We start from the raw sequence: 23,803 nt of genomic DNA, 5'->3' as shown, positions 1-23,803 counted from the left end.
AAAAGATATAGTTGCTAAAGATAAGAAGGTTTTCTTAGTAAAAGAAAGATTGTTTGATTGAGAATTCTCAATCCCCCCCCCCCGTGAAATTTAACATTAAAACTCCTTTTGGAAATTAAAATAAGATTTGAAGTTTGGAATTATATATTAAAGTTGTTTATAAAAAGTTTAAACATAGCAATAAAGTGAATATATAGCTAATAATACTCACTTAAAGGCTATGAAAGTTTCAAAATTTACCCATTTAAAAACACTTTCAACTTTAGAAAATCCTGCTTTTTTAAGCATGGTTATGTTTTCATTTTGAGTATAAGGTATGAGAACATTTTCCAAAGCTTCTCGTTTGCTTGAAATTTCTAGCTTACTATAACCTTGCTCTAGTTTATACTGCTCATAAATTTGTATCATTTTTTTAGCTATTTTGACATCTTCATAAAGAATTTTTTCGCTAAGCACAAATATACCATTTTCATTTAGGTTTTGATAGATTTTATCAACTAACTCTTGTCTTTTGGGTGGGCGGATAAACTGCAAAGTGTAGGTGGCGATGAAAACATCATTTTTAAAAAACTCAAAATCATCTAAATTTTTTTGATGAAATTCCACCCTAGCTCCAAAGGCTTGGCATTTACTTTTAGCAATCTCTAGCATAGCATTAGCCTCATCAACCCCACTTAAAAGAAAATCTTTTCTTTTTTCATAAAGTGCAAGCAATAAACTAGCCGTAGAACAACCAAGATCACAAATTCTTGCATTTTGCGGTGTAAAATGATCTATGAGTTCGACTATGAGTTTTAAATTTTGCGTATAAAAAGGCACGGACCTTGACACCATATCATCAAAAACACTTGCTACACTTTTATCAAATTCAAATTGTTTTTCTAAGGGTTTTTTAAAAATTTCATCTTTCATTTAATTTTCCTAAAATTTCTTTTGCTTTGTTAATATCTTTACTAATTTGTGTTTTTAATAAGGCTAAATCATTGAATTTCTCATTAGCTCTTATATAGTCAATAAAGCTTAACTCCACTGATTTTGTATTTGTGTTTGTGAAATTTTCATCTAAAATATGCGTTTCTAAAGCAAAATTTTCATCAGTAGATCTTATACCTATAAAACTTACACTATGATAACTTTTATTTTCAATCTTTACCAAAGTCGCATATACACCATCTTTAGGTAAAAAGAAGTCTTTTGCGTATAAATTTAAAGTTGCAAAAAGCTCTTTAGCACCTATGCCTTGCCCTTTGATGATATTTGCCTGTATAGTATAAAACCTACCTAAGAAATTTTTAGCTTCTTTAACTTTAGCTTCTTTAAGTAAGGTTTTAATCATACTTGTATGAACGCTTTTGTTTTGAATTTTAAACTCATCTACAATGATAGTGTTTATACCACAAAGGCTTTGTATATCTTTGGCGCTACATTTTCTTTCTTTACCAAATTTAAAATCATAACCTACGATGATTTTTTCTAGTTTGGGAAATTCTTGCTTTAAAAGCTTTAAAAAATCCTCGCCTTTATAATCTTTGATTTTTTCAAAATCACAAAAAATCAAAGGAAAACCAACCAAATTTACTCTAAAATCCTTAGGTGTTAAGGCTTCTTTTTCCTCTTTAGTGATGATAAATAAAGCTCCGTTTTCATCTAAATGCTTAAAAAGCTCAAAATGTCCTAAATGCATACCATCAAAACGCCCTATGGCTAAGCTCGTGATTTTAGTTTTTTCTATAGGCGTAGAAAAACTCAGCATTGCCTTCTTTTCCCTTTAAGTGTGACTCTTGACTTACTTGTAAAATCCAACCAAGCTTTGCACAGGCTTTTTCAAAGCTTTCTTTAGCAGTTTTAATAGCTTTGGCATCTTTTACTACTCCGTTTTTATCACGCTTAGCATTTTTACCTACTTCAAATTGAGGTTTAAAAAGTAAAATGATAAGATCTTTAGCAAGTTTATCTATATGAAAAATTAAATGTGTTAAAGATATAAAACTCACATCACAAGTGATAACATCATATAAAATTTCACTTTTAAACTCACGCAAATCAGTGTTTTCACAAATTTGGATATTTTCTAAATTTCTTAAGCTCTCATGAAGTTGGTTAGAACCTACATCCAAAGCTGTGATATGTTTAGCCTTGTTTTGATGTAAAATTTGCACAAAACCTCCAGTCGATGAGCCTATATCTAAACAAATTTTATCTTTTATAGTAAATGCATGATCTTGTAGAAAATGCTTGAGTTTAAAAGCAGCTCTACTTACAAAAAGCTCTTCTAAAAGCGTTAGTTTTAAACTCTCATCTTCTAAGGGGCTTTGAGATGTGATTTTAAAAGAGGTTTTTTTAAATTCATCATTGAGTAAAATTTGCTTGTTTTCTATAAGCTCACAAGCTTTATTACGAGAAATATTCAACTTTGCACTTACAAAGACATCAAACCTCATCATCACCGCCTAAAAGAGCATTAAACTCAGCCTCATTAATACATCTAACCCCTAAACTTTGAGCCTTTTCAAGCTTTGAGCCTGCTTCGCTTCCGTATAATACAAAGTCCGTTTTTTTAGACACACTTGAGCTTACCTTTGCTCCAAAGCTTTCGATTAGTTCTTTAAAATGATCGCGTGATTTGCTTAAAGTTCCTGTAATAACAAAGGTTTTATTAGAAATATTTTCATTTACAATAAGCTCTTTTTTCTCATCCTCTAAATGCAAAATTTCATAAAAATGCTTAATGCGATTTGCGTTAACATGGGTAAATTCTTCTAAGCTTTTAGCCATTTGCTCACCAAAGCCTTCTAAATTTGCATAAGCTTCATAGCTTTGCATAAACCATTCAAAGCCAAAAGATTGCGCTAGTTTTTTAGCTGCTACTTCTCCGATATGCTCTATACCCAAAGCAGTGATAAACCTTGATAAGGGGCATTTTTTTGCATTTTCAATAGCACTTAGAAGATTGTTGATTTTTTTCTCTTTAAAGCCTTCCAATCCTTCAAAATCACTATATTTTAAGAAAAATATACTTTCTATGTTAGTGATTTTTCCTTCTTTAAATAAAAGCTCGACGATATTTTCTCCAAGGCCATCTATATTTAAACACTTTTTAGATACAAAATGTATGATAGAATTTACAAGTCTTGCTTTGCAGTCTAAGTTTTGACATTTTAAAAAAGCACCCTCATCTAAAAGCTCACTAAAACACTCAGGACAAAGAGTTGGTTTAGTGATTTTACTTTCTAAACCATCACGTCTTTGGGTAAAAACTTTAGTGATTTTAGGTATGACATCGCCACTTCTTATCACACTTACACTATCGCCTATCATCACTCCAAGTCTAGCTATCTCATCAAAATTATGCAAGGTTGCAGACTTTACGATAACCCCGTCTAAATTTACAGGCTCTAAAACCGCCACAGGGGTAATCACACCACTTCTTCCAACTTGTAAATTAACCCCAAGCAAGGTTGTGGTTTTTTCCAAAGCAGGAAATTTAAACGCAACCATAAATTTTGGAAATTTCACTGTATAACCCAAAAGCTTACAATGAGCTAAATCATCTACCCTTACAACCATACCATCCATCATCATAGGCTTTTGATCTCTTTTTTCTAAAAGCTCGTGGTATTTTTCTAAAACCTCATCTAAAGTTTTCACACAAAAAACAAAATCATCTTTTAAAAAGCCAAGACTTCTTACAAACTCCATCACTTCAGAGTGTTTCTTAAACTCTAAAGAATTCTCCCCCACTCCCCAAGGATAAAATTTTAAATTTCTTTCTTTTGTAATGCTTGTATCAAGCTGTCTTAGCGAACCACTTGCTGCATTACGTGGGTTTGCAAATAAACTTAAGCCATCTTTAACTCTTTTTTCATTGATTTTTTCAAAATCTTCTTTTAAAATCACTACTTCGCCACGAATTTCTATCTTGTCTTTATAAGGAATTTTTTGAGGTATATTGGATATCTCTTTAACATTTAAAGTAATATCCTCGCCTACTTCCCCATCGCCTCTTGTAGCACCACTGATTAAAATACCATTTTCATAAGTAAGATTTAAACTTGCTCCATCAAATTTAGGTTCTATGAAAAAATCAAACTCACATTTAGCTCTTTTTGCCCAAGCTCTAAGCTCAGCTTCATCAAAAACATCTTCCATAGACCACATTTTTGCACTATGTGCAAGTTTATGAAACTCACTTTGTATAATCGGGGCGATATTTTGCGTAGGAGAGTCTTTAGAAATCTTTTCTTGATGAAGCATTTCAAATGCTTTTAACTCTCTTATAAGTTTATCGTATTCTTCATCGCTTGCTAAAGGCTCATCATCTTCATAATAAGCCCTCATCCATTCTTTTGCTAATTTTACCTTTTCTAAATACTCTTGATAAGTCATCATTACTCCAAAGAAAGTTCATCCATAGCTTTTGCAAGTTCAAACATTTGTTTATGCTCATATACATCATGCACTCTTATAATGCTTGCACCATTTTTAAAAGCTTCTAAATGCAAATAAAGCGTACCGGCTAGTCTTTGCTCAACACTTGAGCTAAAATAAGCATTTATCATACTTTTCCTACTAGCTCCGATTAAAAGTTCTTTTTCAAAGCGTAAAAAATGCTCTAAATGCTTGATTAACATCATATTATGCCAAGGACTTTTACCAAAACCAATGCCAACATCTAAAATCACATCTTCTAAACCAAGCTCACTTAGCCTCTCTAGCTTTTGCGCAAAAAAATCATCAAGCTCGGCTAATACATCTTCATAATGCGGATTATCTTGCATATTTTGTGGGGTATTTTGTATATGCATGAGTGTATAAGTGGCTTTGTATTTTAAAGCTAATTTAGCTAAATTTTCATTTTTAAAACCGGTAATATCATTAATAAGCTTAAAGCCTTTATTTAAAGCATATTCTAAACAATACTCATCAAAGCTATCTAAGCTAAAAATACATTTTTCATAAAGTTTTTCTTTATAGATTAAATCTAAGGTATTTTTTAAACGCTTAAACTCTTCTTCTTTCCCACAATACACACTACCAGGTCTTGAAGAAACCCCGCCTATATCTATATAATCAGCCCCTTGAGAAATCATGAGTTCGATTTTTTCTAAAACTTCATTTTCTTTAACCCTACTTTGAGCATTAAAACTATCTTCATTAACATTAATCACACCCATAATTTTTGCATATTTTGGTTTGTTAAAATTAGACTTTAAAAATAATGCTAAATTTTTAAGCTTAAAATCTTGTAATTTTTCTTTTTCTATAAGCTTTTTAGCTTGATCTTGCGTTACCATAAGCAAGGCATTAGTATGTTCTTTGCCTAGTATAACTTCTTTATGTGTTACAAGCTCAGCTCCAACCCTTAGTGCATCTTGTTTGAGTATGTTTGCAGCAGGTGCTCTTAACTCTTTAATAAGAAAAAAATGAATTTGAGTTTTTTCACTCATAATTTTCTCGCCTGCTTTATGTGGCTTTATATATTTAGAAATTTGCTTAAAGTCTGTGTTAGGATTGATTTTAATGATTTTCATTTTTTCTCTCGTGTAAAATTAAAGCTATGGTGCTTAGCAAAATAGTTGGCTTTGCATTTAATCTAGCTAATTCATAAGCTTTGTAAAAAAATTCAATTTCTTCATCGTTTAATTTTATATCTTGCTTAAAACATTCATGGCTTAAAGTGCTAATTAACTCTAAACACTCATGCTTGTCTATATTTTCATATTGTTTTAATAATGAAGCAATTTGAGCTAGATCTATTTTTTTAAGATCTAAATTTAAAGACATCTTTTCTTTTTGAATTTTATGCTTTTCTATGATAAATCTTGAAAGTATAGTAGGTAAAAAAACATTTTTTGAAGGAGCTACGATGATAAAATATACATTTTTTGGTGGCTCTTCAAAAAGTTTTAGCAAAAAATTTTGCGCTTCTTCTCGAAAAGACTTAGCTAGTATAACAATGATTTTAGCTTGTGCTTCAGCTATATAACTTTCATTCATAATAGCTTTTGCGGTTGCTTGGCCGTTTTTGTCATAAGTTAAGTCATTTAGTCTTAATTCTAAGTCAGGATTTTTGGGTATGAAAAATTTAAGATTTTTTGCTCCATATTCTTCTGTGAGCTTTTCTTGCATTAGCTCAAAATCATTATGGATAATGATTTTATTTCTTAGATTCAAATTTCTACCTTAGAAAAAAGCACAGCCTCTAAGCTTTGCTCAAATACTTTATATAAAGAAATGAGTTTATAGTCTAATTCCTTATCACGCGAGGAAAGGTAAAAGCTATTTTGCAATTGCTCATCAAAAAGCCAAAGCATACTTTCTGCTTTAGAATTAGCGATTTTAAATTTAAAACCTGTATTAGTTCCTATATAAAAAAAGGCATAACCATTAGGAAAAGAAATACTTAAAAGATCATTTAACAAATCTATATCTTCTTGGGTATTACAAGTTTTATTATAAATTCCTTTTAAAGACACAAAAGGCACTAAAGGTCTTGTGGAACTAGCGTTAATTTGGCCTAAAAAATACTCTTCAAACCACGTTCTTTGATCATCAGTAATCACAATAAAAGTATAACCTTGCAAAAGCAAAGCTAACTTAGAAGCGATCAAAGGCGACCACTCAAGACGCCTTTCTTCTAACCAACTTGTATAAGTACCATTTTCTCGGATTTGCTCTAGGGTAAATTTTAAAAAACTATTGCTCATTTATATATCTAGTTTATAAACTTCATGCAATACTCTTACAGCTAATTCGCCATATTTTTCATGCACGATAACTGAAATTTTAATTTCACTTGTAGAAATCATTTGTATGTTGATATTTTCATTTGCTAATGCTTTAAAAGCTGCCGAAGCTACTCCAGAATGTGATTTCATACCCACACCCACAACTGAAACTTTTACCACAGCACTATCTGTTTCTATATTAGCATTAGCACCTAAAACTTTTTTCATAGCATTAGTTGCTAAATCAAGTTCATTTTCAGGCACAGTAAAACCTAAATTTGTAGCTCCATCTAAACCTACATTTTGGATAATCATATCTACATTGATATTTTCATTTGCTAAAGTCCCAAAAATTTCAGCAGCAATGCCTGGTTTATCATCGATATTTCTTAAAGTAACCCTTGCTTGGTTTTTATCTAGTGCTATACCACTAACCAAAGCTTGTTCCATATTTTCCTCCTTAGTAATGATCGTCCCTTCATTTTCATTAAAGCTACTTCTAGTAACTAATTTTACATTTAATTTTTTAGCAAGCTCTACAGAGCGATTTTGCAAAACCTTAGCTCCTAAACTTGCAAGCTCTAGCATTTCTTCATAAGAAATTTTATCTAGCTTTTTAGCCTTTGGCTCAATTCTAGGATCGGTAGTATATACCCCATCTACATCAGTATAAATTTCACATAAATCAGCATTTAAAGCTCCCGCTAGTGCTACCGCACTTAAGTCACTTCCACCACGACCCAAAGTAGTAACATTACCCATTTTGTCAATACCTTGAAAGCCAGCAACTACTACGATATATCCCTCATCTAAGGCTTTATTGATATTTGTAGTATCAATGTGTTCTATTCTTGCTTTAGTATAAACATCATCTGTGATAATTCCTGCATTGCGTCCGGAAAATGCAGTAGCTTTTAAACCCATTTCATTTAATGCAATAGCAAGTAAAGATGAAGTCACGCGTTCGCCACTACTTAAAAGCATATCCATCTCACGACCTGAAGGATTTTTACTAAAATGGTGAGCAAAATCGATAAGCTCGTTAGTAACCCCACTCATCGCTGAAACTACTACAACTAACTTATCGCAAGTTTTTTTACTTTTTGCCACTCTTTTAGCAACTTCATCAATACGCTCAAGCGTTCCTACACTTGTTCCCCCATATTTTTGTACGACCAGCATTAAATATACCCCCTTTCTTTAAAATATTTTAAAACCCTAACATATATAGGTTTTTTAAAATGGTTAATCATATCATAAACATCTTCTAATGAAGCAAATTTATAAGCATCAAATTCAGGATTTTTAGTGTTTAGATTAATAATAGCTTTATTTTTTAATCTAACTAAAAAATATTTTTGGCTTTGACCATCATAAGGATACATTTTTTGTGCGACCTTAGTTGGAAAATCATAATTAATCCACTCAGGATATTCAGCTAAAATTTCAACCTCATCTGTGCCTATTTCTTCTTTTAACTCTCTAAATAATGCACTTTTAACTTCTTCTTCCTCATCTATACCACCTTGAGGAAATTGCCATATATCTTCCATATCATTGCGTTTAGCAAGTAAAATTTTACATTCAAAAGGATAAGCTGATGATAGTACAACAGCGGCTACATTTGGCCTATATTTTTTTTCTTTTTCCATGATTTTCTTATCCTTGACTTTTTAATAATATAATTCTAACAAAAAAATACGAATTTATAATCACATTTTAAAGAAGTTTTATGCATTTATACATACATATACCATTTTGTGAAAGCAAGTGTTTTTATTGTTCTTTTACTTCACTTAAGAAAAAGGACTTTGAAAAAGATTATTTAAATGCTTTAACGCAAGATATAAAATATCAACTAAATTTTTTCAAACTTGATAAAAATTCCATAAAGACTGTTTTTATAGGTGGTGGAACGCCTAGTTTAATGGATGCTAGTTTTTATGAAAAAATATTTATTTTTATACAAAGTTATTTACAAAAAGATAGTGAAATTAGTATAGAAGCAAACCCCAACTCGAGTAATTTTTCTTGGCTTAAAGAGATAAAAAATTTAGGTTTTAATCGTATTTCTTTTGGAGTGCAAAGTTTTCATGAAAAAAAATTACAATTTCTTGGGCGTATTCATGATCAAAAAAGTATTTTTACTAGTATAGAAAATGCAAAAAAAGCAGGATTTAATAATATCAATCTAGACTTAATTTACGATACAAAACTTGATGATAAAAAAATGCTTGATTATGAAATTTCCAAACTTACTCTGCTTGATATTAACCATGTGAGCGCTTATAATCTAACCATAGAAGAAAAGACAAGATTTGCTAAAAAATTTCATTTTAAAAAAAATGCGCCACGACTTGCAAAATATTTTATCAAAGCTATCGAAAATCTTGGCTATAAACAATATGAAATCAGTAATTTTGGACAAATTTGCAAACACAATCTTGCCTACTGGCAAGGAAAAGACTATATAGGCTGTGGTTTAAGTGCGGTGGGATTTTTAAAAAATCAAAGATTTTATACTAAAAAAAGTTTAAAAGATTATATAGCAAATCCTTGTTTTAGAGAGATTGAAAATTTAAATTCAAAAGATTTACGCTTAGAGCATATTTTCTTAGGACTTAGAAGTATTATAGGAGTGGATGAAACAAAGCTAGAACCTTTAGAAAAAGAAAAAGCGATGTTTCTTAGTAAAAAAGGAAAGCTAGTTTATAAAAATGGAATTTTTTATAATACTAACTACCTTTTAAGCGATGAACTAGCTTTGTATATTAGCACTTAAGCTTTACATTCACAAGAAAACCTTTTAAGCTCAGGAAGCTTTATGGAAAGTTCATTGATGTTTTTTAATATATCATTACAAAAATTATTTAAATTTTCTTTTACTCCATAATACGCCCAAACACCTTGTCTATCTACTTCTAAAAAATTAGCTTCTTTTAAAATTTTTAAATGTCTTGAAAGCCTTGATTGGCTCATATTTAAAGAGCTTTGCAAATCACACACACAAAGCTTTCCGTATTTTTGTAAGAAAGCTAGGATCAAAATCCTGCTTTCATCATTAACCGCACTTGTTATTTTTAAAAACTCTTGCATAAAAATCCTTATATAAAAAACATTAAAAGACCAAAACTAATCGCAATAGCAACAATCATACTTGCAAATAAAATCAAAAAGCTTGTTTTGAAAATTCTTTTAAGCAAAATAAGCTCAGGCAAAGAACACCCTACTCCTGCTATTAAAAAACTCATCATTATACCAAGTGGAATTCCACTGGTAGTTAAAGCTAGTGCTACAGGTATCATAGCTGTACAATTCATATAAAGTAAAACTCCTATAAAAGCTGCTATAAATACGCCCAAAACTCCATAATCTTTCATATAATTTTGGAAAAAATCTTGTGGAAAAGCACCATGTATAACAGCCCCTATAGCCATACCTATAACAATATAAGGTAAAATTTTTTTATACTCTTTAAAGCTTTGTGAAAATAATATTTTGATTTTACTTTCTTTAGCTTTGTTTTTAAAATTTAAAATTTTACTTGTTTTAGAATTTTTAGCAAAAACCAAGCTAGGTTTTTGACAACATGAGCTTTGAAAAGTATTGTTAGAACAACATGACTTTTGCTCTAAATCATTTTTTAAAAAGTCTTCATTAAAAAATCCTTGAGTGTTTATTTTAGAAACACAAAAAGCAATAAATAAAATCACACAAAATAAAAACCCCACATAAAATAAAGATATTTTTAAGCCAAAACTCACCATAAACATCACTACTATAATAGGATTAATTAAAGGCGAGGTGATTAAATAAGCTATGCATACCCCAAGTGGGACTTTAGCTTTTAAAAATGCGTTTAAAAGCGGTATGCTTGAACATGAGCAAAATGGAGTTAAACAACCCAAAAGTATGGCTTTTATATAGCTTGTAAAAGAATCTTTCTTTAAATGCTCATTAAAAAATTTGGCATAGCGCTCATTTAAATAAGCAATAAGCATACTAACCAAAATAAACAAAACAGATATTTCTATAAATAAAATAAGAAAATCTTTTAAAATAAAAACTAATTTCTCCATGCTTTTCCTTTTTTATTTTTAATTCAATATAACAAAAATATATTAATATATCAAGATATCTTTATATATTAATATGATAAAAGTAATAATATTTTTAAGTATTTTTATGTAAAATGTAAACCATATATTCAAACGAAAGAAGATAAAATAATGAGTTTTGGTGAAATTTTAGTTATTTTAGTTGTAGCTATTTTAGTGCTTGGGCCTGAAAAATTACCTTCAACTATAGTTGAAATTGCAAAAATTTTAAAAGTCATTAAAAGTAATATCGATGAAGCAAAAGCAAGTATTAATAAAGAACTAAAAATAGCAGAATTAAAAGATGAAGCACAAAAATACAAAGATGAATTTTCACAAACTAATGAAAATATCAGAAAAAAACTAAGTTTTGAAGAATTTGATCAACTCAAAGAAGATATTTTAAATAATACCAAAGAATTAAAAAGTGAAATTAATGATTTAGAAAAAGATATACAAGAACTTTCTAATCTTGAAGAAAAAATTCAAAAAGATGAAAAAAATACTCAGAAAATGGAAAGCTAAGAATGTTTGAAGAATTAAAACCGCATTTAGTAGAACTTAGAAAAAGATTATTTATAAGTGTTGCTTGTGTTGTTGTGATGTTTTTTGTATGTTTTAGTTTTAATAACTATATCATAGATATACTAAAAGCGCCTGTTGAAGCGGCCTTACCTGAAATTTCAAGACAAATGACCTTTGTTGAGTTACAAGAGCCTTTGTTTACTGCGATGAAGGTTTCGTTTTTTACAGCTTTTTTGATTTCTTTGCCAGTTATTTTTTGGCAGTTTTGGAAATTTGTAGCACCTGGACTTTATGATAATGAAAAAAGATTAGTAGTACCTTTTGTAAGCTTTGCTAGTATTATGTTTGCACTTGGTGCTTTATTTTGTTATTATATAGTTATACCTTTGGCTTTTAAATTTTTGATTGATTTTGGGGTGCAAACCCAAGATTTTAAGCCTTTAATTAGTATAGGTTTATATGTAGGCTTTTTTACTAAATTAGTAATCGCTTTTGGTTTAGCTTTTGAAATGCCTGTAATAACCTTTTTCTTTGCTAAACTTGGACTGATTGATGATACTTTTTTGAAAAAACATTTTAGAGTTTCAGTTTTAGTGATTTTTGTTTTTTCAGCTATGATGACACCACCTGATGTTATATCACAATTTTTAATGGCTGTTCCTTTATGCGGGCTTTATGGAATTTCTATTTATATAGCTAAAAAAGTTAATCCTAGTCAAAAAGAAGATGATGAAAATGATTAATAAAGATCTTTTGCTTTCTAGTTATGATTATGATTTACCCAATGAACTTATAGCAAATTTTCCTATTTTACCCAAAGAAAATGCCAAGCTTTTAGTATATGAAAGATGTAAAGATCAAATTTCATATTTGCATTTTAAGGACTTAGCTAAAATTTTACCACCTTGTGAAATCATCTTTAATGATACCAAAGTCATCAAAGCAAGAATTTATGGAAACAAAGAAAGTGGTAGTAAAATAGAACTTTTTATCAACCATCCTTTAAAAAATAATGATTTTTTAGTGCAAATTCGGGGTAAGGTTAAAGAAGGGCAAATTTTATATTTTGAAAATTCTTTAAAAGCTAAAATCAAAAAATTACATGATGATGGCACAAGAGAAGTAGAGTTTTTTAATGATGAAAAAGAGCTTAATCATCATGAAGTTTTTGAAATTTTAGAAAAAATAGGCCATGTGCCTTTACCACCTTATATTAAAAGAGCAGATGAAGCGCAAGATAGCATTAACTATCAAAGCATTTTTGCTAAAAATCAAGGCGCAGTTGCCGCACCTACTGCAAGCTTACACTTTGATGAAGCAATGATCAATGAACTTAAAAAAAATCATAATATCCATACTATCACACTACACGTTGGCGCAGGAACTTTTAAAGGTGTAGAATGTGAAGATATACGTGATCATAAAATGCATTCAGAATTTTTTCATATTGATGATGAAACTTGTGCTTTGATTGATTCTTCCAAGAAAATACTAGGCGTTGGTACTACTGTTACTCGTTGTGTAGAGTACTATCATAGAAAAAAATTAAAAGAAGGTTTTTGTGATTTGTTTTTACACCCACAAAATACCCCACAAAGACTTGATTATTTACTTACTAATTTTCACTTACCAAAATCAACTTTAATTATGCTTGTAGCAGCATTTATAGGTAGGGAAAAAACCTTAGAGCTTTACCATGAAGCTATAAAAAATAACTATCGTTTTTACTCATATGGTGATGGAATGCTAATTATTTAGTCTTTTTCTTGATATATTTTTTATCAATATAGCCTAAATCTATAAGTTTTTGATAAATTTTAGCCAGTATAGGCCCTCCTGTACTACTACCGCTTTTTCCGTGTTCAATTAAAACCACTACTACATATTGTGGTTTTTCATAAGGTGCATAAGAAGTAATCCAAGCATGAGATCTTAAAAAATATTCTAAATCCTCTTCTTTAATACGCTTTTTTTCACTTTGAGAAATTCCAACCACTTGCGCTGTTCCTGTTTTAGCTGCTATGGTAATAGGTGAATTTCTTAAAAATCTTGCCGTAGTTCCACCGTCTTCATTAGCAACTTCATACATAGCACGCCTTAAAAGTGGAAGTTTTGATAGTTCAAAAGTCGTAAAAACACTTTCATTATTATCAAAATTTATCTTAGTAATATTATCATCAACGCTATGTAAAAAATGTGGTGTGATATCTTTAGCCGTAGCAATCATAGCTGTAAATTTAGCCACTTGCATAGGAGTAGCAAGAAAATCACCTTGTCCTATGCTTGTATTTAAAGTTTCGCCTTGATACCATGGTTGGTTGTATTTTTCTTTTTTCCATATTCTATTAGGTACTGTTCCTATAAATTCATTAGGTAAATCCACTCCTGTTTTTGCACCAAAACCTATTCTTTCAAAAACAGAACTAATAATGTCAATACCAACCTCTAAAGCACCTTTATAAAAATACACATCACAACTTTCCCTAATAGCATCTGTCATATCTACATAACCATGACCTATAGCCTTCCAACATCTAAATTTTCTACCACCAAGCTCAAAGTTAGAATCACACAAATATTTATGATTTTCACTTACTTTTCCACTATCTAAAAAGGCCAAAGCTGTACCCATTTTTATAACTGAACCTGGAGGATAAAGACCGTTAATAAGTTTATTAGTAAAAGGATGGTTTAAATCATTAGAAAGTTTATCCCATTCTTCTTGGCTAATACCCGTAACAAATGGATTAAGATTATACTCAGGAAAACTACCCGCTGCCAAAATAGCTCCGCTTTTTACATCCATTACTATAGCTGCACCTGCTAAATTTTCAAAAATACTGGCTAAGTATTCTTGCAAGTCAAGATCTATGCTTAAAGTGATATTGCTTGAAGTAGGTTTTTTATAAGAAAGTTCTTCTATTTCTTTATTTAATGCATTTACCTTGCTAACCTTTTCACCCTTTTGACCTTGTAAAATATCATTATAAGAACGCTCTATGCCACTACGCCCTACATAGCTAGTCAATCTTGCAATTTCATTTTCATTCATATCATTTAAATTTGCTTTTCCAACATAACCTATAACATGGCTAGCTAAAGCATCATAAGGATAAAATCTTTGAGTAGTAGATTTAACTTGCATGTTTTCGCGCAAATTAAGCTTAGTAAAATGCTTAATCATCGCATCATATTCTACAAATGGAACCACTTCTATATAATCTTGATTATAATAAGAATCTGCTTTTATATAAGTTCTTTTGAGCTTAGCAGCATTTAAATCCGGAAAGGCTCCTACTATAGCTTGTAATTCTTGCTCTAAAAGAGCTCTGTTTTTCTTTTTTATATGCAAATATGGCTTTATAGAGATCGAAAAACCTAATTTATTTACCGCTAAGGGTCTACCCTTTATATCTAAAATTTGCCCTCTAACAGGTGCTAAAAATTGCGTTTTAATGGCATTTTGTTTAGCTATTTCTTCATAATAAACATTAGATTTAATACTTATATAATACACCCTAGCAAGCAAAAGCAAGAAAAAACAAGCTATAAATCCCATCACCAAACGCATACGCATATTAGATTTTCCCTTTAAAAATAACAAAAGAAATCAAAGCCTCAACAGCAAAAAACCATAGATATTCAATACCAAATTTTAAAATTTCATTATTATCTAAATATGCTAAAAACACATCAAAAAGATAGATAAAAATATAAGCACACAAAGTAAATATAACGAGTAAATAATGACCTAGTTTTAACTTGCTTTTAAACCAATCGACAAAAAGATGATAAAAAACAAAAAAAGCTATCCATGAGCTAAAAAGATAAAATCCATGGATAATATCAACTAGCAAAAGATAAAACAAAGAAAAATACCATCTAAAATCAAGCTTATTAAGAGTTCTTTCTTTTTCTTTTAAAAGCACTATCATATAACAAAAAAACACCCCAAATAAAGGAGGCATCCAGTAATACACAGAGCTTAATACTTGATAAAAAATCAAAGATAGATAAAAAAATAAATAAGAAAAATCAAATCTATTTTTTACTAAATTTCTACTCCTCATTAAAACCCAAGCTCTCTAAAATGATTTTTTGTTCTAATTTATCAATACCACTTTTTTTCAAATTTGACACCAAAATAGCATTTTTATTTGCATTTAAAATTTTTGCTTTTTGACTTTGATTGAGCTTATCTGCCTTTGTAAAAACTGTTATTTTTTTTTGATCTGCTCTAATAAAAGAATCTAAATACAAATCCAAATTTGTATCAATATCTAAATTATCATGCCTTGAATCTATTAGATGAATAAAAAGCTTGATAGAACTGCGCTCTTTTAAAAACTCATCTAAATTTTTATTCCAAATAGCCTTAGTTTTTTTGCTCACTTTAGCATAACCAAAACCAGGTAAATCAATAAATATTAGTTTAAATTTATCCTTATCTTTTTTGCAATCAACTTCAAAAAAATTAATAAGTTGTGTTTTACCTGGAGTTGAAGAGCTTTTCGCTAAATTTTTATTTTTGCATAGTGTATTAATCAAAGAACTTTTACCCACATTAGAACGTCCTAAAAAGGCGATTTCAGTGTATATAGGTTGTAGTGCTTCATCTATTTTGGAAGCAGAAATTAAAAATTTAGCATTAAGTATCATTCTTTTACTTCAAATACAAATTTGGCAGGTTTTTTATCTTTACTCACTACTCTATAAGTCATATTTTTTCTATCTACTATGATTTTATCCCCTATGAGTTCTTTTTTTGTTTGCATTTCTGTAATTTTTGCATTGCCATTAATCTCATATGTATCCTTAGCTACATTATAAATAAACTCATCACCGCTTCCATGATAAGTTTTATCTTTCATCGTGATTTTAAATTTAGCATCTTTAGTAGCTATATACTTGATGGGTTGTTTGTTTTTCATATAAATAACTAATTTTTGCGAATTTAAAACATCGTTGCCTTTTTTAACTTCTACATCACCGGTTAATACACTTGTTTCATTTTTTTCATCTAAGTAAAAATCTTTAGCGTAAACTTCTATTTTTTGTGCACTAAATGCGAACAAATTTAACAAACACAGAAAAATTATTGCTCTAAAAACCATGCTTTTATTCCTTGAATTTTTAATTCTTTTTGATTTACATCATATAAAAAATTATCCCCAAAAACTTCATTTAAACCTATATATGCTTTAAAATTATCATTAGAAAATAAAATTTTATTTTTCATATCATAAGTTGCTTTTTGGGTAAAAATAGAAGTTTGGTTATGATCAAAATAACTTACATTGCCTTCTAAAATGGATTTTTCTTCATTTCTTACTAATAAATCTGAACTTAAATTATAATCAAGCGCTTGAACTTTAAAATCATCAAAAATATCTTTGTCTTGATATTTTACCCAACGACTTGCCTGATATGTAGCCTTAATTATACTAGCATTTAACTCATAATCAAGTACATTAAAAGCTTGCATATTTGCCACATCTACCTTTTGTGGTTTTATGGCAAATAAATACGGATCTTGGGTGCTTAAAATCACCATAACAAAGGCAAATAAACTCATCAATATAGCAAAAATTTTTATCGCCAAAGTTTATCCCATTGAGCTTGCATATTATTATGTTCAATTAAAATTTCAATCATCTCGCTCACTGCCCCATTGCCACCTTTTCTATTTAAAACTTTATCAGTTTTCAAAGCCTTATGTGCATCTTTTGGCTTGAAGCTATATCCAACTGCTTCAAGCAAACTCATATCGTTATAATAATCCCCAATAGCGGCACATTGAGAAAAATCTAAATTTAATTTTTCTAAAATTTCTTTAGCGCAAGCTAGTTTATCACTAATACCTTGATAGACTAAATCAATTTTTAAATCCCTAGCTCTAAAATACACACACTCGCTAGTCCTACCTGTAATGATAGCAACTTTTTTACCAAGCTTTTGCCAAGCTTCAATCGCCGCACCATCTTTTACATTAAATTCTTTAATCTCACCATAATTTTGTGTGTAGATGATTTTACCATCTGTTAGACAACCATCTACATCTAAAAAAATAAGTTCTATCATAATCTTACTCTCTTACTATAAACGCACCTGGGAAAGATCCACTATCAACAAAATCTCTTGCTTCTTGCTCACTTCTAAAACCTTTTAAAAATACTCTATGCAAGCCATCTTTAGCACTTGTTTGTATTGTTGAAGTATAAGAATTATAATTTTTGTATCTACCTGCTATTAGCTCTGCGCCACTTTTATTTCTAAATGCTCCAATTTGCACCATAAAAGATCCACCTTGGAAAATATGACCACTATCAGCAATCTCTCCACTGCTGCCTAAATTAGAATTAGTATGAACTGAACCCGAACTTGCACTTGTTCCAAAACCAATCACTTCAAGTCTTACAGGAGCTGTTCCTGCTTGAATCATATCTATATCTCTTGCAGCCATATTAGATAAATCTATAATCCTACCTGCTACAAAAGGCCCTCTATCATTAATCCTAACAGTAGTTTGACGGTGATTTTTTAAATTAGTTACTTTTACTATGGTATTCATAGGTAAAGTTTTATGAGCTGCAGTATAAGCGTGTTGATCATAAGTTTCACCATTGGAGGTTTTTTTACCATGGAAGCCCGGTCCATACCAACTAGCTATACCATCAGCAGTCTCACCTACTTCTACTACAGTTGGATAATAAGTTTTACCATTAATAGTATAGGGCTTCATGGTACCTTTTAAACTAGTGTTATTGTGCTTTACACTTTTAAAATCCCTCTCTGGATAATACACAGTAGGTGTGCTAATAGGCACCATACTACAAGCACTAAACAAAACTCCTACACAACTAACGACTAACGACTTTTGTATGAGAGCTTTTGGATATTTTTTGAGTTGTTTTGATTTTTGCATTATTATTCTCCTTAATTTTTAACACAAGTTTTTGATTGATATTGATTAAATTTCCTTTTATTTTATTATATTCTTTAATACTTTCAACGCTTATTTTATGTTTTCTTGCAATAGTATAAAGACTATCACCTTCTTTTACTATATAAATTTTTGTATGCGGAATGGTTGTATCCACCTTAGCTAATTTTACATTCTCCAATGCCTTTTCTACTGCCACACTTTTGCTTAAAGGAATATACATATAATAATCTTTTTTATCAGGTGGAGTAAAGTCATAATTAAAATGTGGATTATAACGCTTAAATTCTTTATAAGACATTTTAGCTACTTTGGCAAGCTCTCTTAAAGAAACACTTGGTGGAACTGAGATTTTTTTAACTTCACTTGATAGGGCATAATTAAGCAAGGCACTATCTTGAGAAATTAAAAAATCATTATTATTAGCCAAAAATGCCATAGTAAGAATTTTTCTAATAAAAATCCTAGTTTCTAATGGCAAGTATTTTTTATCAGGATCAAGTAAGGTTCTTAAATCATCACTTTTTGCTTTTTTTATAGCTTGACGTAATTTACCATCACCGCAATTATAAGCTAAAATAGCCAAATACCATTTTCCAAATTGCTCTTTTAGTTGCTTTAAATAAGTAATAGCTGCATAAGTTGATTTTACTAAATCTTTTCTCTCATCTACATAAGGATCTATCCTTAAACCCAAAGTTTGTGCTGTTGGTTTCATAAATTGCCAAACACCTACTGCTTTAGTTCTTGAAATAGAATGAATTTTTAAACCAGATTCTACAATTGCTAAGTATAAAAATTCTTGAGGGATATTTTCTTTTTCTAAGATTTTACGGATAATTGGAGTGATTTTGTAAAATTCCCTCATCGTATCTACTAAAGTTTTAGAATGCATATCCATGGAAGATTCTTTAAATTCTAAAAAAATCATATCACTAAGATAGCTTGCTTCTATATCTAAATTCCTTAAAATTTGTGCTTGTTGAGTATAGTGCTCTGGAGTAAATTGCAAGGCTTTAGCATTTAAACATAATAATACTAAAATAAAAAATAAAAAGCTTTTTTTCATCATAAACCTTGGAAAAACAAACGATTAGCGTTAGAATTAGTAAGTTTTATTATTTCATTTTTAGATAAATTTAAAAGCTCAGCCATTTTTTGAGCTACAAAATGGGTCAAAATAGGATCATTTACCTTGCCACGATATGGCTCTGGAGTTAAATAAGGTCCATCTGTTTCTAAGACTAGTTTATCTTTTGGAATTTTAGGTAAAACTTCTACTAGTTTTTTTGCATTTTTAAAAGTTAAAACCCCACCTATACCAAAATAAAAACCATCATCTGCTAGCTGAAGTAAAAGCTCACTAGCATTAAAACAATGCAAAACACCACCTTGTAAATCTTTTGCATATGTTTTTAAAATATTAAAACTATCTTCATTAGCTTCACGCACATGAACAATCAAAGGCTTTTTATATTCGATAGCTAGCTGAATTTGAGCTATAAAAACTTCTTTTTGCCTTGCTTTTATTTCATCCTCATCAACCCTTAAACGATAATAATCAAGCCCACACTCACCCACTGCAATGCATTTTTTATCATTTATAAATTCTTTTAAAACATCCAAATCAAAATCATCTATATCATAAGGATGTACCCCACAAGAAAAATACACATTTTCATAATCATGTGCAATTTCTCTTGCTCTTGGCAAATCTTTTATATCTGCACCAGGTATGATGATTTTATCTACTCCACTAGCAAAGGCATGATTTAACATCTCATCCAAACATCCAAAATAAACTTGATTATCTAAATGACAATGCGTATCTATGATTTTTTCGCTAAAATCACAATCTAAAAACATACCTCTACCCTATTTTTACCATTAGCCTTAGCTAAATCTAGTGCCTTTTGAGTATTATTAAGCAAATCTTGTATTTGGCTTGTTTTACCTCCAAAAGCAACTCCTACAGAAATACTATAATCAACCTCATCTAAAGCTATTAAAACACTTTCTTTGGCAATATTTACTCTTATATTTGAAAAAGCTTTTAATGCTTCTTTATTATCTGTATTTTTTAAAAGCACGTAAAATTTACCATCTTCAATTCTAGTTGCTAAATCCATACCGCGAATTTGATCTTTGATTTTTTTAGCTGTGTGTTTAATCACTCCATCGCCACAATCATAACTTAGTTCATAGTTAATTGTTGCAAGATTGTCTATATCAATTAATGCCAAAGCTAATTCTTCACTTTCTTGCATATCTTCTAAATAATCTAAAAATCTTTTTTCAAAATTTGCATAATCATCAAGTCCTGTTAGCAAATCTTTACCCAAACTATACTCATCAAGTAAAACACATTTTTGCATATAATCTAAGCAATTATTCACTCTACAATTAAGTGATTCTTTTTGGAAAGGTCTAATCACATAGTCATTTACGCCCTTTCTAAAAGCCCTTGCCTCTAGCGCATCATCTTTATCTCCAACCATAATCACGCCAAGCTCTATCTTAGAATATTTTGAGCGAATTTCTACAAGCAAATCTTCTCCATTAATTACAGGCATAGTTGCATCACAAATTACCAATTTTGTATCAGGATTATCACTAAGATAACTTAGCGCTTCTTCTCCATGTGCTGCTGCTAAAACATTGAAAAGTTGATTATTAAGATTTTTTTTCATTTCTGCGCGTAAAGTTACATTAGCGATTGCTAAAATTATCTTAGTTTTATTGTTTTTTTGAAGCATTCTAATGGAACTTAGCATTTCATCAATACAGCTTTCGCTTTCTTTTTGAATATAACCTATAATATCTTTTTCCATAAATTTCTTACGCGTTTGCCCATCACTACTTCCTGTAAGTACTATAGCAGGAATATTTTTTTCTAAAACCACATCCACCACTTCTCCATTGGGAGCATCTGGCAAACAAAGATCTACAAAAGCCATAAAATAATCATTTTTCACTAATTCTTTAGCACTATTCATATCAAAAGCAACATCTACTTTTAAACCCAAAGTGTTTTCTACTTTTTTTGCTAAAAGCTTTGTAAGCATTTTGTTATCATCAATAATTAAAATTTTTTCTTCCATAGCCAACTCTCTTTAATAATTTATAAAGTATAATTATAACATATAGAAATTTACTTTTTGTTTTTAAAGTAAAGTTCTAGTAAATTCTAAAGCCTCTTGTGTGATATTTTCCCCACTTACCATTCTAGCAAGTTCTCTTACTCTTTCTTCTTTTTCTATTCTTCTTACCCTACTTTCATTTCCTATTTTTTCTACTAAAAAATGATTACTTGCTTTTGATGAAAGCTGTGGTAAATGTGAAATTGCAAAAATTTGATAAAACTTAGCAAGCTCTTTTAATACTTCGGCTATACTCATTGCTTCTTTACCACTTAAATTTGCATCAATTTCATCTAAAAATATTATCCCACTAGCTTTATTAGTAACATTGCATTCTGTTGCAATAAAAGAAAGTCTTAGACGGTTTATCTCGCCTGAACTTAAATTTTTTAAACTAGCCTCATTGATATTTAAACTCACTTCATCTTTACCTAAAATACTTAAAGCACAATCTTTAAGTTCTAATTTAACTTCTTTCATATAAAGTTTTTCAAGATAAAAATTCAGTAATTTTTCAAGCTCTTTTAATCTTTTTTTACGCAAAGTGCTTAATTTTTGACTTTTCTCATCTAAAAGTATTTTAGCATTTTGTACTTTTTCTTCTAATTCTTTTTTTTCAAAACTTAAATTTTCATAATGAGCTAATTCTGCTTTTTTCTTCTCTAAAGCTTCTAAAGCTTCTTCTATGCTTCCATATTTTGAAATCAAAGAAGAAAGTTTTTCTATCCTATCAAGTACTTCTTCTATATCAAAATCAAAATCATCAAAACTTTGATTTTCCCACACTGCCCTTAGTTCATTTAAACACTCTGAAAAAAATGAACTATCAACATCACTAATTTGCAAAGCTTCAATCACTGCTGATTCTAACTCAAAAATTCTACTTGCTCTATTCCAAGCAGCGTCAATTTTATCTTTTTTCGAAAGTCTTTTTTTAAAACTCATTAATTCATCAAATTCACCTATTTTTGGGTTAATACTTTGAATTTTTTGTATTTCAAAGCTCGTAAATTCTTTTAATTCTTCTACCCTTTTTTCTTCTTCTTGAATTTTTTCTAATTTAGTTTTATTTTCCATATATTCTTTATAAATATTTTTATATTCATTTAAAAAATCTTGAAATTTCTTATCCTCTTTTGATTGCATAAAATCAAGTAAGTTTAAAAATCTTTCATTTGAAAACTCATTATTTTCCTTAGCTGAAAGATATTTTACAAATTTCTTAGAAAGCAAGGCTAAATTCTTTTTTGAAATAAGTTGATTATTGATAAAATAACGCGAGCTTTTATCTTTTAAAAGTTTAAATATATTTAATTCTTCATTTTCGATACCAAACTCATCTAATTCAAGTTCATCATTTAATAAAATTTCTACCATTTTAGCTTCACTCTCACTTAGAGCAAATGCTGCCAAAATAGCCTTAAAAAGTACAGACTTTCCAGCACCACTTAAGCCAGTAAAGACAGTAAGTCCAGCTTCTAAGTCTAATTTTGCTTGTTTAAAACCTAAATTTTCTTTGATTAAAATACTTTCTATCATCACTTGCCCCAATTTAACTTTTCTTTTAAAACTTGGAAATAATCTCTATCTTTTTTATGTATAAAACTAAGTTCTTTTTTACTAAGTCCTATAAGAATTCTATCATATTCTTTAGGATCAATCACTTCTTGTCCATCTAAATACAGCAAACAATGCTCAACTTTCAATTCAAGTTCAAAGCCATAAGGTAAAACTATGGGCCTTTGAGTTAAAGAATGAGAGCAAACTGGAGTTAGAACAAAAATTTCACTCCAAGGATGCACTATAGGCCCACCTGCACTAATATTATAAGCAGTCGAGCCACTTGAGCTAGCTATAATCAAACCATCTCCATAATAAGCATTAAAAAGTTTATTTTCAAAAAAAACTTCTACATTTGCCATTAAAGCATTATCACGAGAAAAAACCGCATCATTAAAAGCAAATTTTTTAATGATTTTATTTTTTTTATATAAGGTAATTTGAAGCATTTTGGCTTTTTCTATTTTAAAATCACTTTTAAAAAAATCTTTAAAAAAACTTTCTACCTCATTAAAAGAGAGAGCTGTTAAAAAACCTAAATTTCCTGCATTTATACCCAAAATAGGCTTTTTAGCTTGATAAACTTGTCTACATAAAGACAAAAGTGTACCATCTCCACCCAGAGAAATCAAAAAATCTAATTTTTGTAAATCTTTTAGATTAATTTTTTCTTGCTCTAGCAACACAAGCTCTATATTTTTTTGCAAAAAAATTGCTCTTAAAAAATCAATTTGCTCATTTAAATTTGTGTTTAACCTACAAAATAAGCCTATTTTTTGAATTTTTTCTATATTTATATTTTTTTTCATA

At 29.6% G+C, this 23,803-nt stretch carries 27 protein-coding genes; 4 read left to right on the top strand and 23 right to left on the bottom strand.

What is annotated here, in order from left to right:
* Nucleotides 1-207: 207 nt before the first annotated feature.
* Genes cmoA through L8T90_RS06815 form a run of 9 tightly spaced genes read right to left on the bottom strand, consistent with a single transcriptional unit; the run spans nucleotide 208 to nucleotide 8,380 of the window.
* Nucleotides 208-912, bottom strand: a complete 705-nt coding sequence (gene cmoA, locus L8T90_RS06855) for a carboxy-S-adenosyl-L-methionine synthase CmoA (protein ID WP_263737077.1) — start codon at nucleotides 910-912, stop codon at nucleotides 208-210.
* On the bottom strand, nucleotides 902-1,753 hold the full coding sequence (locus tag L8T90_RS06850) for a bifunctional riboflavin kinase/FAD synthetase (protein ID WP_263737076.1): 852 nt from the start codon (nucleotides 1,751-1,753) through the stop codon (nucleotides 902-904). The genes cmoA and L8T90_RS06850 overlap by 11 nt, the downstream gene beginning before the upstream one ends.
* A complete protein-coding gene (locus L8T90_RS06845) occupies nucleotides 1,719-2,441 on the bottom strand; it encodes a TlyA family RNA methyltransferase (RefSeq protein WP_263737075.1) in 723 nt (240 codons plus the stop codon). The genes L8T90_RS06850 and L8T90_RS06845 overlap by 35 nt, the downstream gene beginning before the upstream one ends.
* Nucleotides 2,431-4,386 (bottom strand): NAD-dependent DNA ligase LigA, encoded by a 1,956-nt coding sequence (ligA, locus tag L8T90_RS06840; RefSeq protein WP_263737078.1) that lies wholly within the window; start codon nucleotides 4,384-4,386, stop codon nucleotides 2,431-2,433. Before ligA ends, L8T90_RS06845 begins: the two co-directional genes overlap by 11 nt.
* Before the next feature lie 2 nt (nucleotides 4,387-4,388).
* The gene (folP, locus tag L8T90_RS06835) at nucleotides 4,389-5,531 is read right to left on the bottom strand and encodes a dihydropteroate synthase (RefSeq protein ID WP_263708861.1); all 1,143 of its coding nucleotides are present in this window, start codon (nucleotides 5,529-5,531) and stop codon (nucleotides 4,389-4,391) included.
* Complete coding sequence (locus L8T90_RS06830; protein WP_318529941.1) at nucleotides 5,518-6,129, bottom strand: DNA polymerase III subunit delta'; 612 nt, start codon at nucleotides 6,127-6,129, stop codon at nucleotides 5,518-5,520. Before L8T90_RS06830 ends, folP begins: the two co-directional genes overlap by 14 nt.
* A gap of 41 nt (nucleotides 6,130-6,170) precedes the next feature.
* Nucleotides 6,171-6,707, bottom strand: a complete 537-nt coding sequence (locus tag L8T90_RS06825) for a HobA family DNA replication regulator (RefSeq protein ID WP_263683147.1) — start codon at nucleotides 6,705-6,707, stop codon at nucleotides 6,171-6,173.
* Nucleotides 6,708-7,910 (bottom strand): aspartate kinase, encoded by a 1,203-nt coding sequence (locus L8T90_RS06820; protein ID WP_263664134.1) that lies wholly within the window; start codon nucleotides 7,908-7,910, stop codon nucleotides 6,708-6,710.
* Entirely contained in the window at nucleotides 7,910-8,380 is a 471-nt protein-coding gene (locus L8T90_RS06815) for an RNA pyrophosphohydrolase (RefSeq protein ID WP_263708863.1), read from the bottom strand. The genes L8T90_RS06820 and L8T90_RS06815 overlap by 1 nt, the downstream gene beginning before the upstream one ends.
* Nucleotides 8,381-8,460: 80 nt before the next feature.
* Here L8T90_RS06815 and hemW point away from each other — a divergent pair, with 80 nt between their 5' ends.
* Nucleotides 8,461-9,510, top strand: a complete 1,050-nt coding sequence (gene hemW / locus L8T90_RS06810) for a radical SAM family heme chaperone HemW (RefSeq protein WP_263708864.1) — start codon at nucleotides 8,461-8,463, stop codon at nucleotides 9,508-9,510.
* Here hemW and L8T90_RS06805 read toward each other — a convergent pair.
* A complete protein-coding gene (locus tag L8T90_RS06805) occupies nucleotides 9,507-9,824 on the bottom strand; it encodes an ArsR/SmtB family transcription factor (protein ID WP_263664131.1) in 318 nt (105 codons plus the stop codon). The genes hemW and L8T90_RS06805 overlap by 4 nt on opposite strands.
* An 8-nt stretch (nucleotides 9,825-9,832) precedes the next feature.
* Nucleotides 9,833-10,807, bottom strand: coding sequence for a permease (locus tag L8T90_RS06800; protein ID WP_263683154.1), 975 nt, complete (start codon nucleotides 10,805-10,807; stop codon nucleotides 9,833-9,835).
* Between the two features lie 150 nt (nucleotides 10,808-10,957).
* On the opposite strand from L8T90_RS06800, the gene tatB reads away from it, so the two are divergent.
* From tatB to queA, 3 genes are read left to right on the top strand one after another with little or no spacing between them, the layout of a single operon-like run.
* A complete protein-coding gene (tatB, locus tag L8T90_RS06795) occupies nucleotides 10,958-11,350 on the top strand; it encodes a Sec-independent protein translocase protein TatB (protein WP_412175007.1) in 393 nt (130 codons plus the stop codon).
* Between the two features lie 2 nt (nucleotides 11,351-11,352).
* Nucleotides 11,353-12,093, top strand: coding sequence for a twin-arginine translocase subunit TatC (tatC, locus tag L8T90_RS06790; RefSeq protein ID WP_039628251.1), 741 nt, complete (start codon nucleotides 11,353-11,355; stop codon nucleotides 12,091-12,093).
* Nucleotides 12,089-13,108, top strand: a complete 1,020-nt coding sequence (gene queA, locus L8T90_RS06785; RefSeq protein ID WP_412175008.1) for a tRNA preQ1(34) S-adenosylmethionine ribosyltransferase-isomerase QueA — start codon at nucleotides 12,089-12,091, stop codon at nucleotides 13,106-13,108. Before tatC ends, queA begins: the two co-directional genes overlap by 5 nt.
* Here queA and mrdA read toward each other — a convergent pair.
* The 12 genes from mrdA to L8T90_RS06725 form a co-directional block, all read right to left on the bottom strand.
* Nucleotides 13,101-14,927 (bottom strand): penicillin-binding protein 2, encoded by a 1,827-nt coding sequence (gene mrdA, locus L8T90_RS06780; protein ID WP_263737073.1) that lies wholly within the window; start codon nucleotides 14,925-14,927, stop codon nucleotides 13,101-13,103. The genes queA and mrdA overlap by 8 nt on opposite strands.
* A gap of 1 nt (nucleotide 14,928) precedes the next feature.
* Nucleotides 14,929-15,420 carry a hypothetical protein gene (locus L8T90_RS06775; protein WP_263664127.1) on the bottom strand — a complete coding sequence of 164 codons (492 nt, stop codon included), beginning with the start codon at nucleotides 15,418-15,420 and terminating at the stop codon, nucleotides 14,929-14,931.
* Nucleotides 15,410-16,009, bottom strand: a complete 600-nt coding sequence (yihA, locus tag L8T90_RS06770; protein WP_263737072.1) for a ribosome biogenesis GTP-binding protein YihA/YsxC — start codon at nucleotides 16,007-16,009, stop codon at nucleotides 15,410-15,412. The genes L8T90_RS06775 and yihA overlap by 11 nt, the downstream gene beginning before the upstream one ends.
* Complete coding sequence (gene lptA, locus L8T90_RS06765) at nucleotides 16,006-16,464, bottom strand: lipopolysaccharide transport periplasmic protein LptA (protein ID WP_263737071.1); 459 nt, start codon at nucleotides 16,462-16,464, stop codon at nucleotides 16,006-16,008. Before lptA ends, yihA begins: the two co-directional genes overlap by 4 nt.
* Nucleotides 16,446-16,952, bottom strand: a complete 507-nt coding sequence (locus L8T90_RS06760) for a hypothetical protein (protein WP_263737069.1) — start codon at nucleotides 16,950-16,952, stop codon at nucleotides 16,446-16,448. Before L8T90_RS06760 ends, lptA begins: the two co-directional genes overlap by 19 nt.
* Complete coding sequence (locus L8T90_RS06755) at nucleotides 16,943-17,431, bottom strand: 3-deoxy-D-manno-octulosonate 8-phosphate phosphatase, YrbI family (protein ID WP_039618077.1); 489 nt, start codon at nucleotides 17,429-17,431, stop codon at nucleotides 16,943-16,945. Before L8T90_RS06755 ends, L8T90_RS06760 begins: the two co-directional genes overlap by 10 nt.
* Nucleotides 17,432-17,435: 4 nt before the next feature.
* Entirely contained in the window at nucleotides 17,436-18,275 is an 840-nt protein-coding gene (locus tag L8T90_RS06750) for a septal ring lytic transglycosylase RlpA family protein (RefSeq protein WP_263737067.1), read from the bottom strand.
* Nucleotides 18,211-19,362 (bottom strand): lytic transglycosylase domain-containing protein, encoded by a 1,152-nt coding sequence (locus tag L8T90_RS06745; protein WP_263737066.1) that lies wholly within the window; start codon nucleotides 19,360-19,362, stop codon nucleotides 18,211-18,213. Before L8T90_RS06745 ends, L8T90_RS06750 begins: the two co-directional genes overlap by 65 nt.
* Nucleotides 19,362-20,159 carry a TatD family hydrolase gene (locus tag L8T90_RS06740; protein WP_263737065.1) on the bottom strand — a complete coding sequence of 266 codons (798 nt, stop codon included), beginning with the start codon at nucleotides 20,157-20,159 and terminating at the stop codon, nucleotides 19,362-19,364. Before L8T90_RS06740 ends, L8T90_RS06745 begins: the two co-directional genes overlap by 1 nt.
* Entirely contained in the window at nucleotides 20,150-21,394 is a 1,245-nt protein-coding gene (locus L8T90_RS06735) for a diguanylate cyclase (protein ID WP_263737064.1), read from the bottom strand. Before L8T90_RS06735 ends, L8T90_RS06740 begins: the two co-directional genes overlap by 10 nt.
* Before the next feature lie 63 nt (nucleotides 21,395-21,457).
* Nucleotides 21,458-22,972, bottom strand: coding sequence for an AAA family ATPase (locus L8T90_RS06730; protein ID WP_263737063.1), 1,515 nt, complete (start codon nucleotides 22,970-22,972; stop codon nucleotides 21,458-21,460).
* Entirely contained in the window at nucleotides 22,972-23,802 is an 831-nt protein-coding gene (locus tag L8T90_RS06725; protein ID WP_263737062.1) for an NAD(+)/NADH kinase, read from the bottom strand. Before L8T90_RS06725 ends, L8T90_RS06730 begins: the two co-directional genes overlap by 1 nt.
* Nucleotide 23,803: the final 1 nt, after the last annotated feature.

The organism is Campylobacter sp. RKI_CA19_01121 (assembly GCF_025771295.1).
Classification (GTDB): Bacteria; Campylobacterota; Campylobacteria; order Campylobacterales; family Campylobacteraceae; genus Campylobacter_D.
Note: the sequence above shows the minus strand (reverse complement) of the source record. Positions and strands in the feature narration are given on the sequence as shown.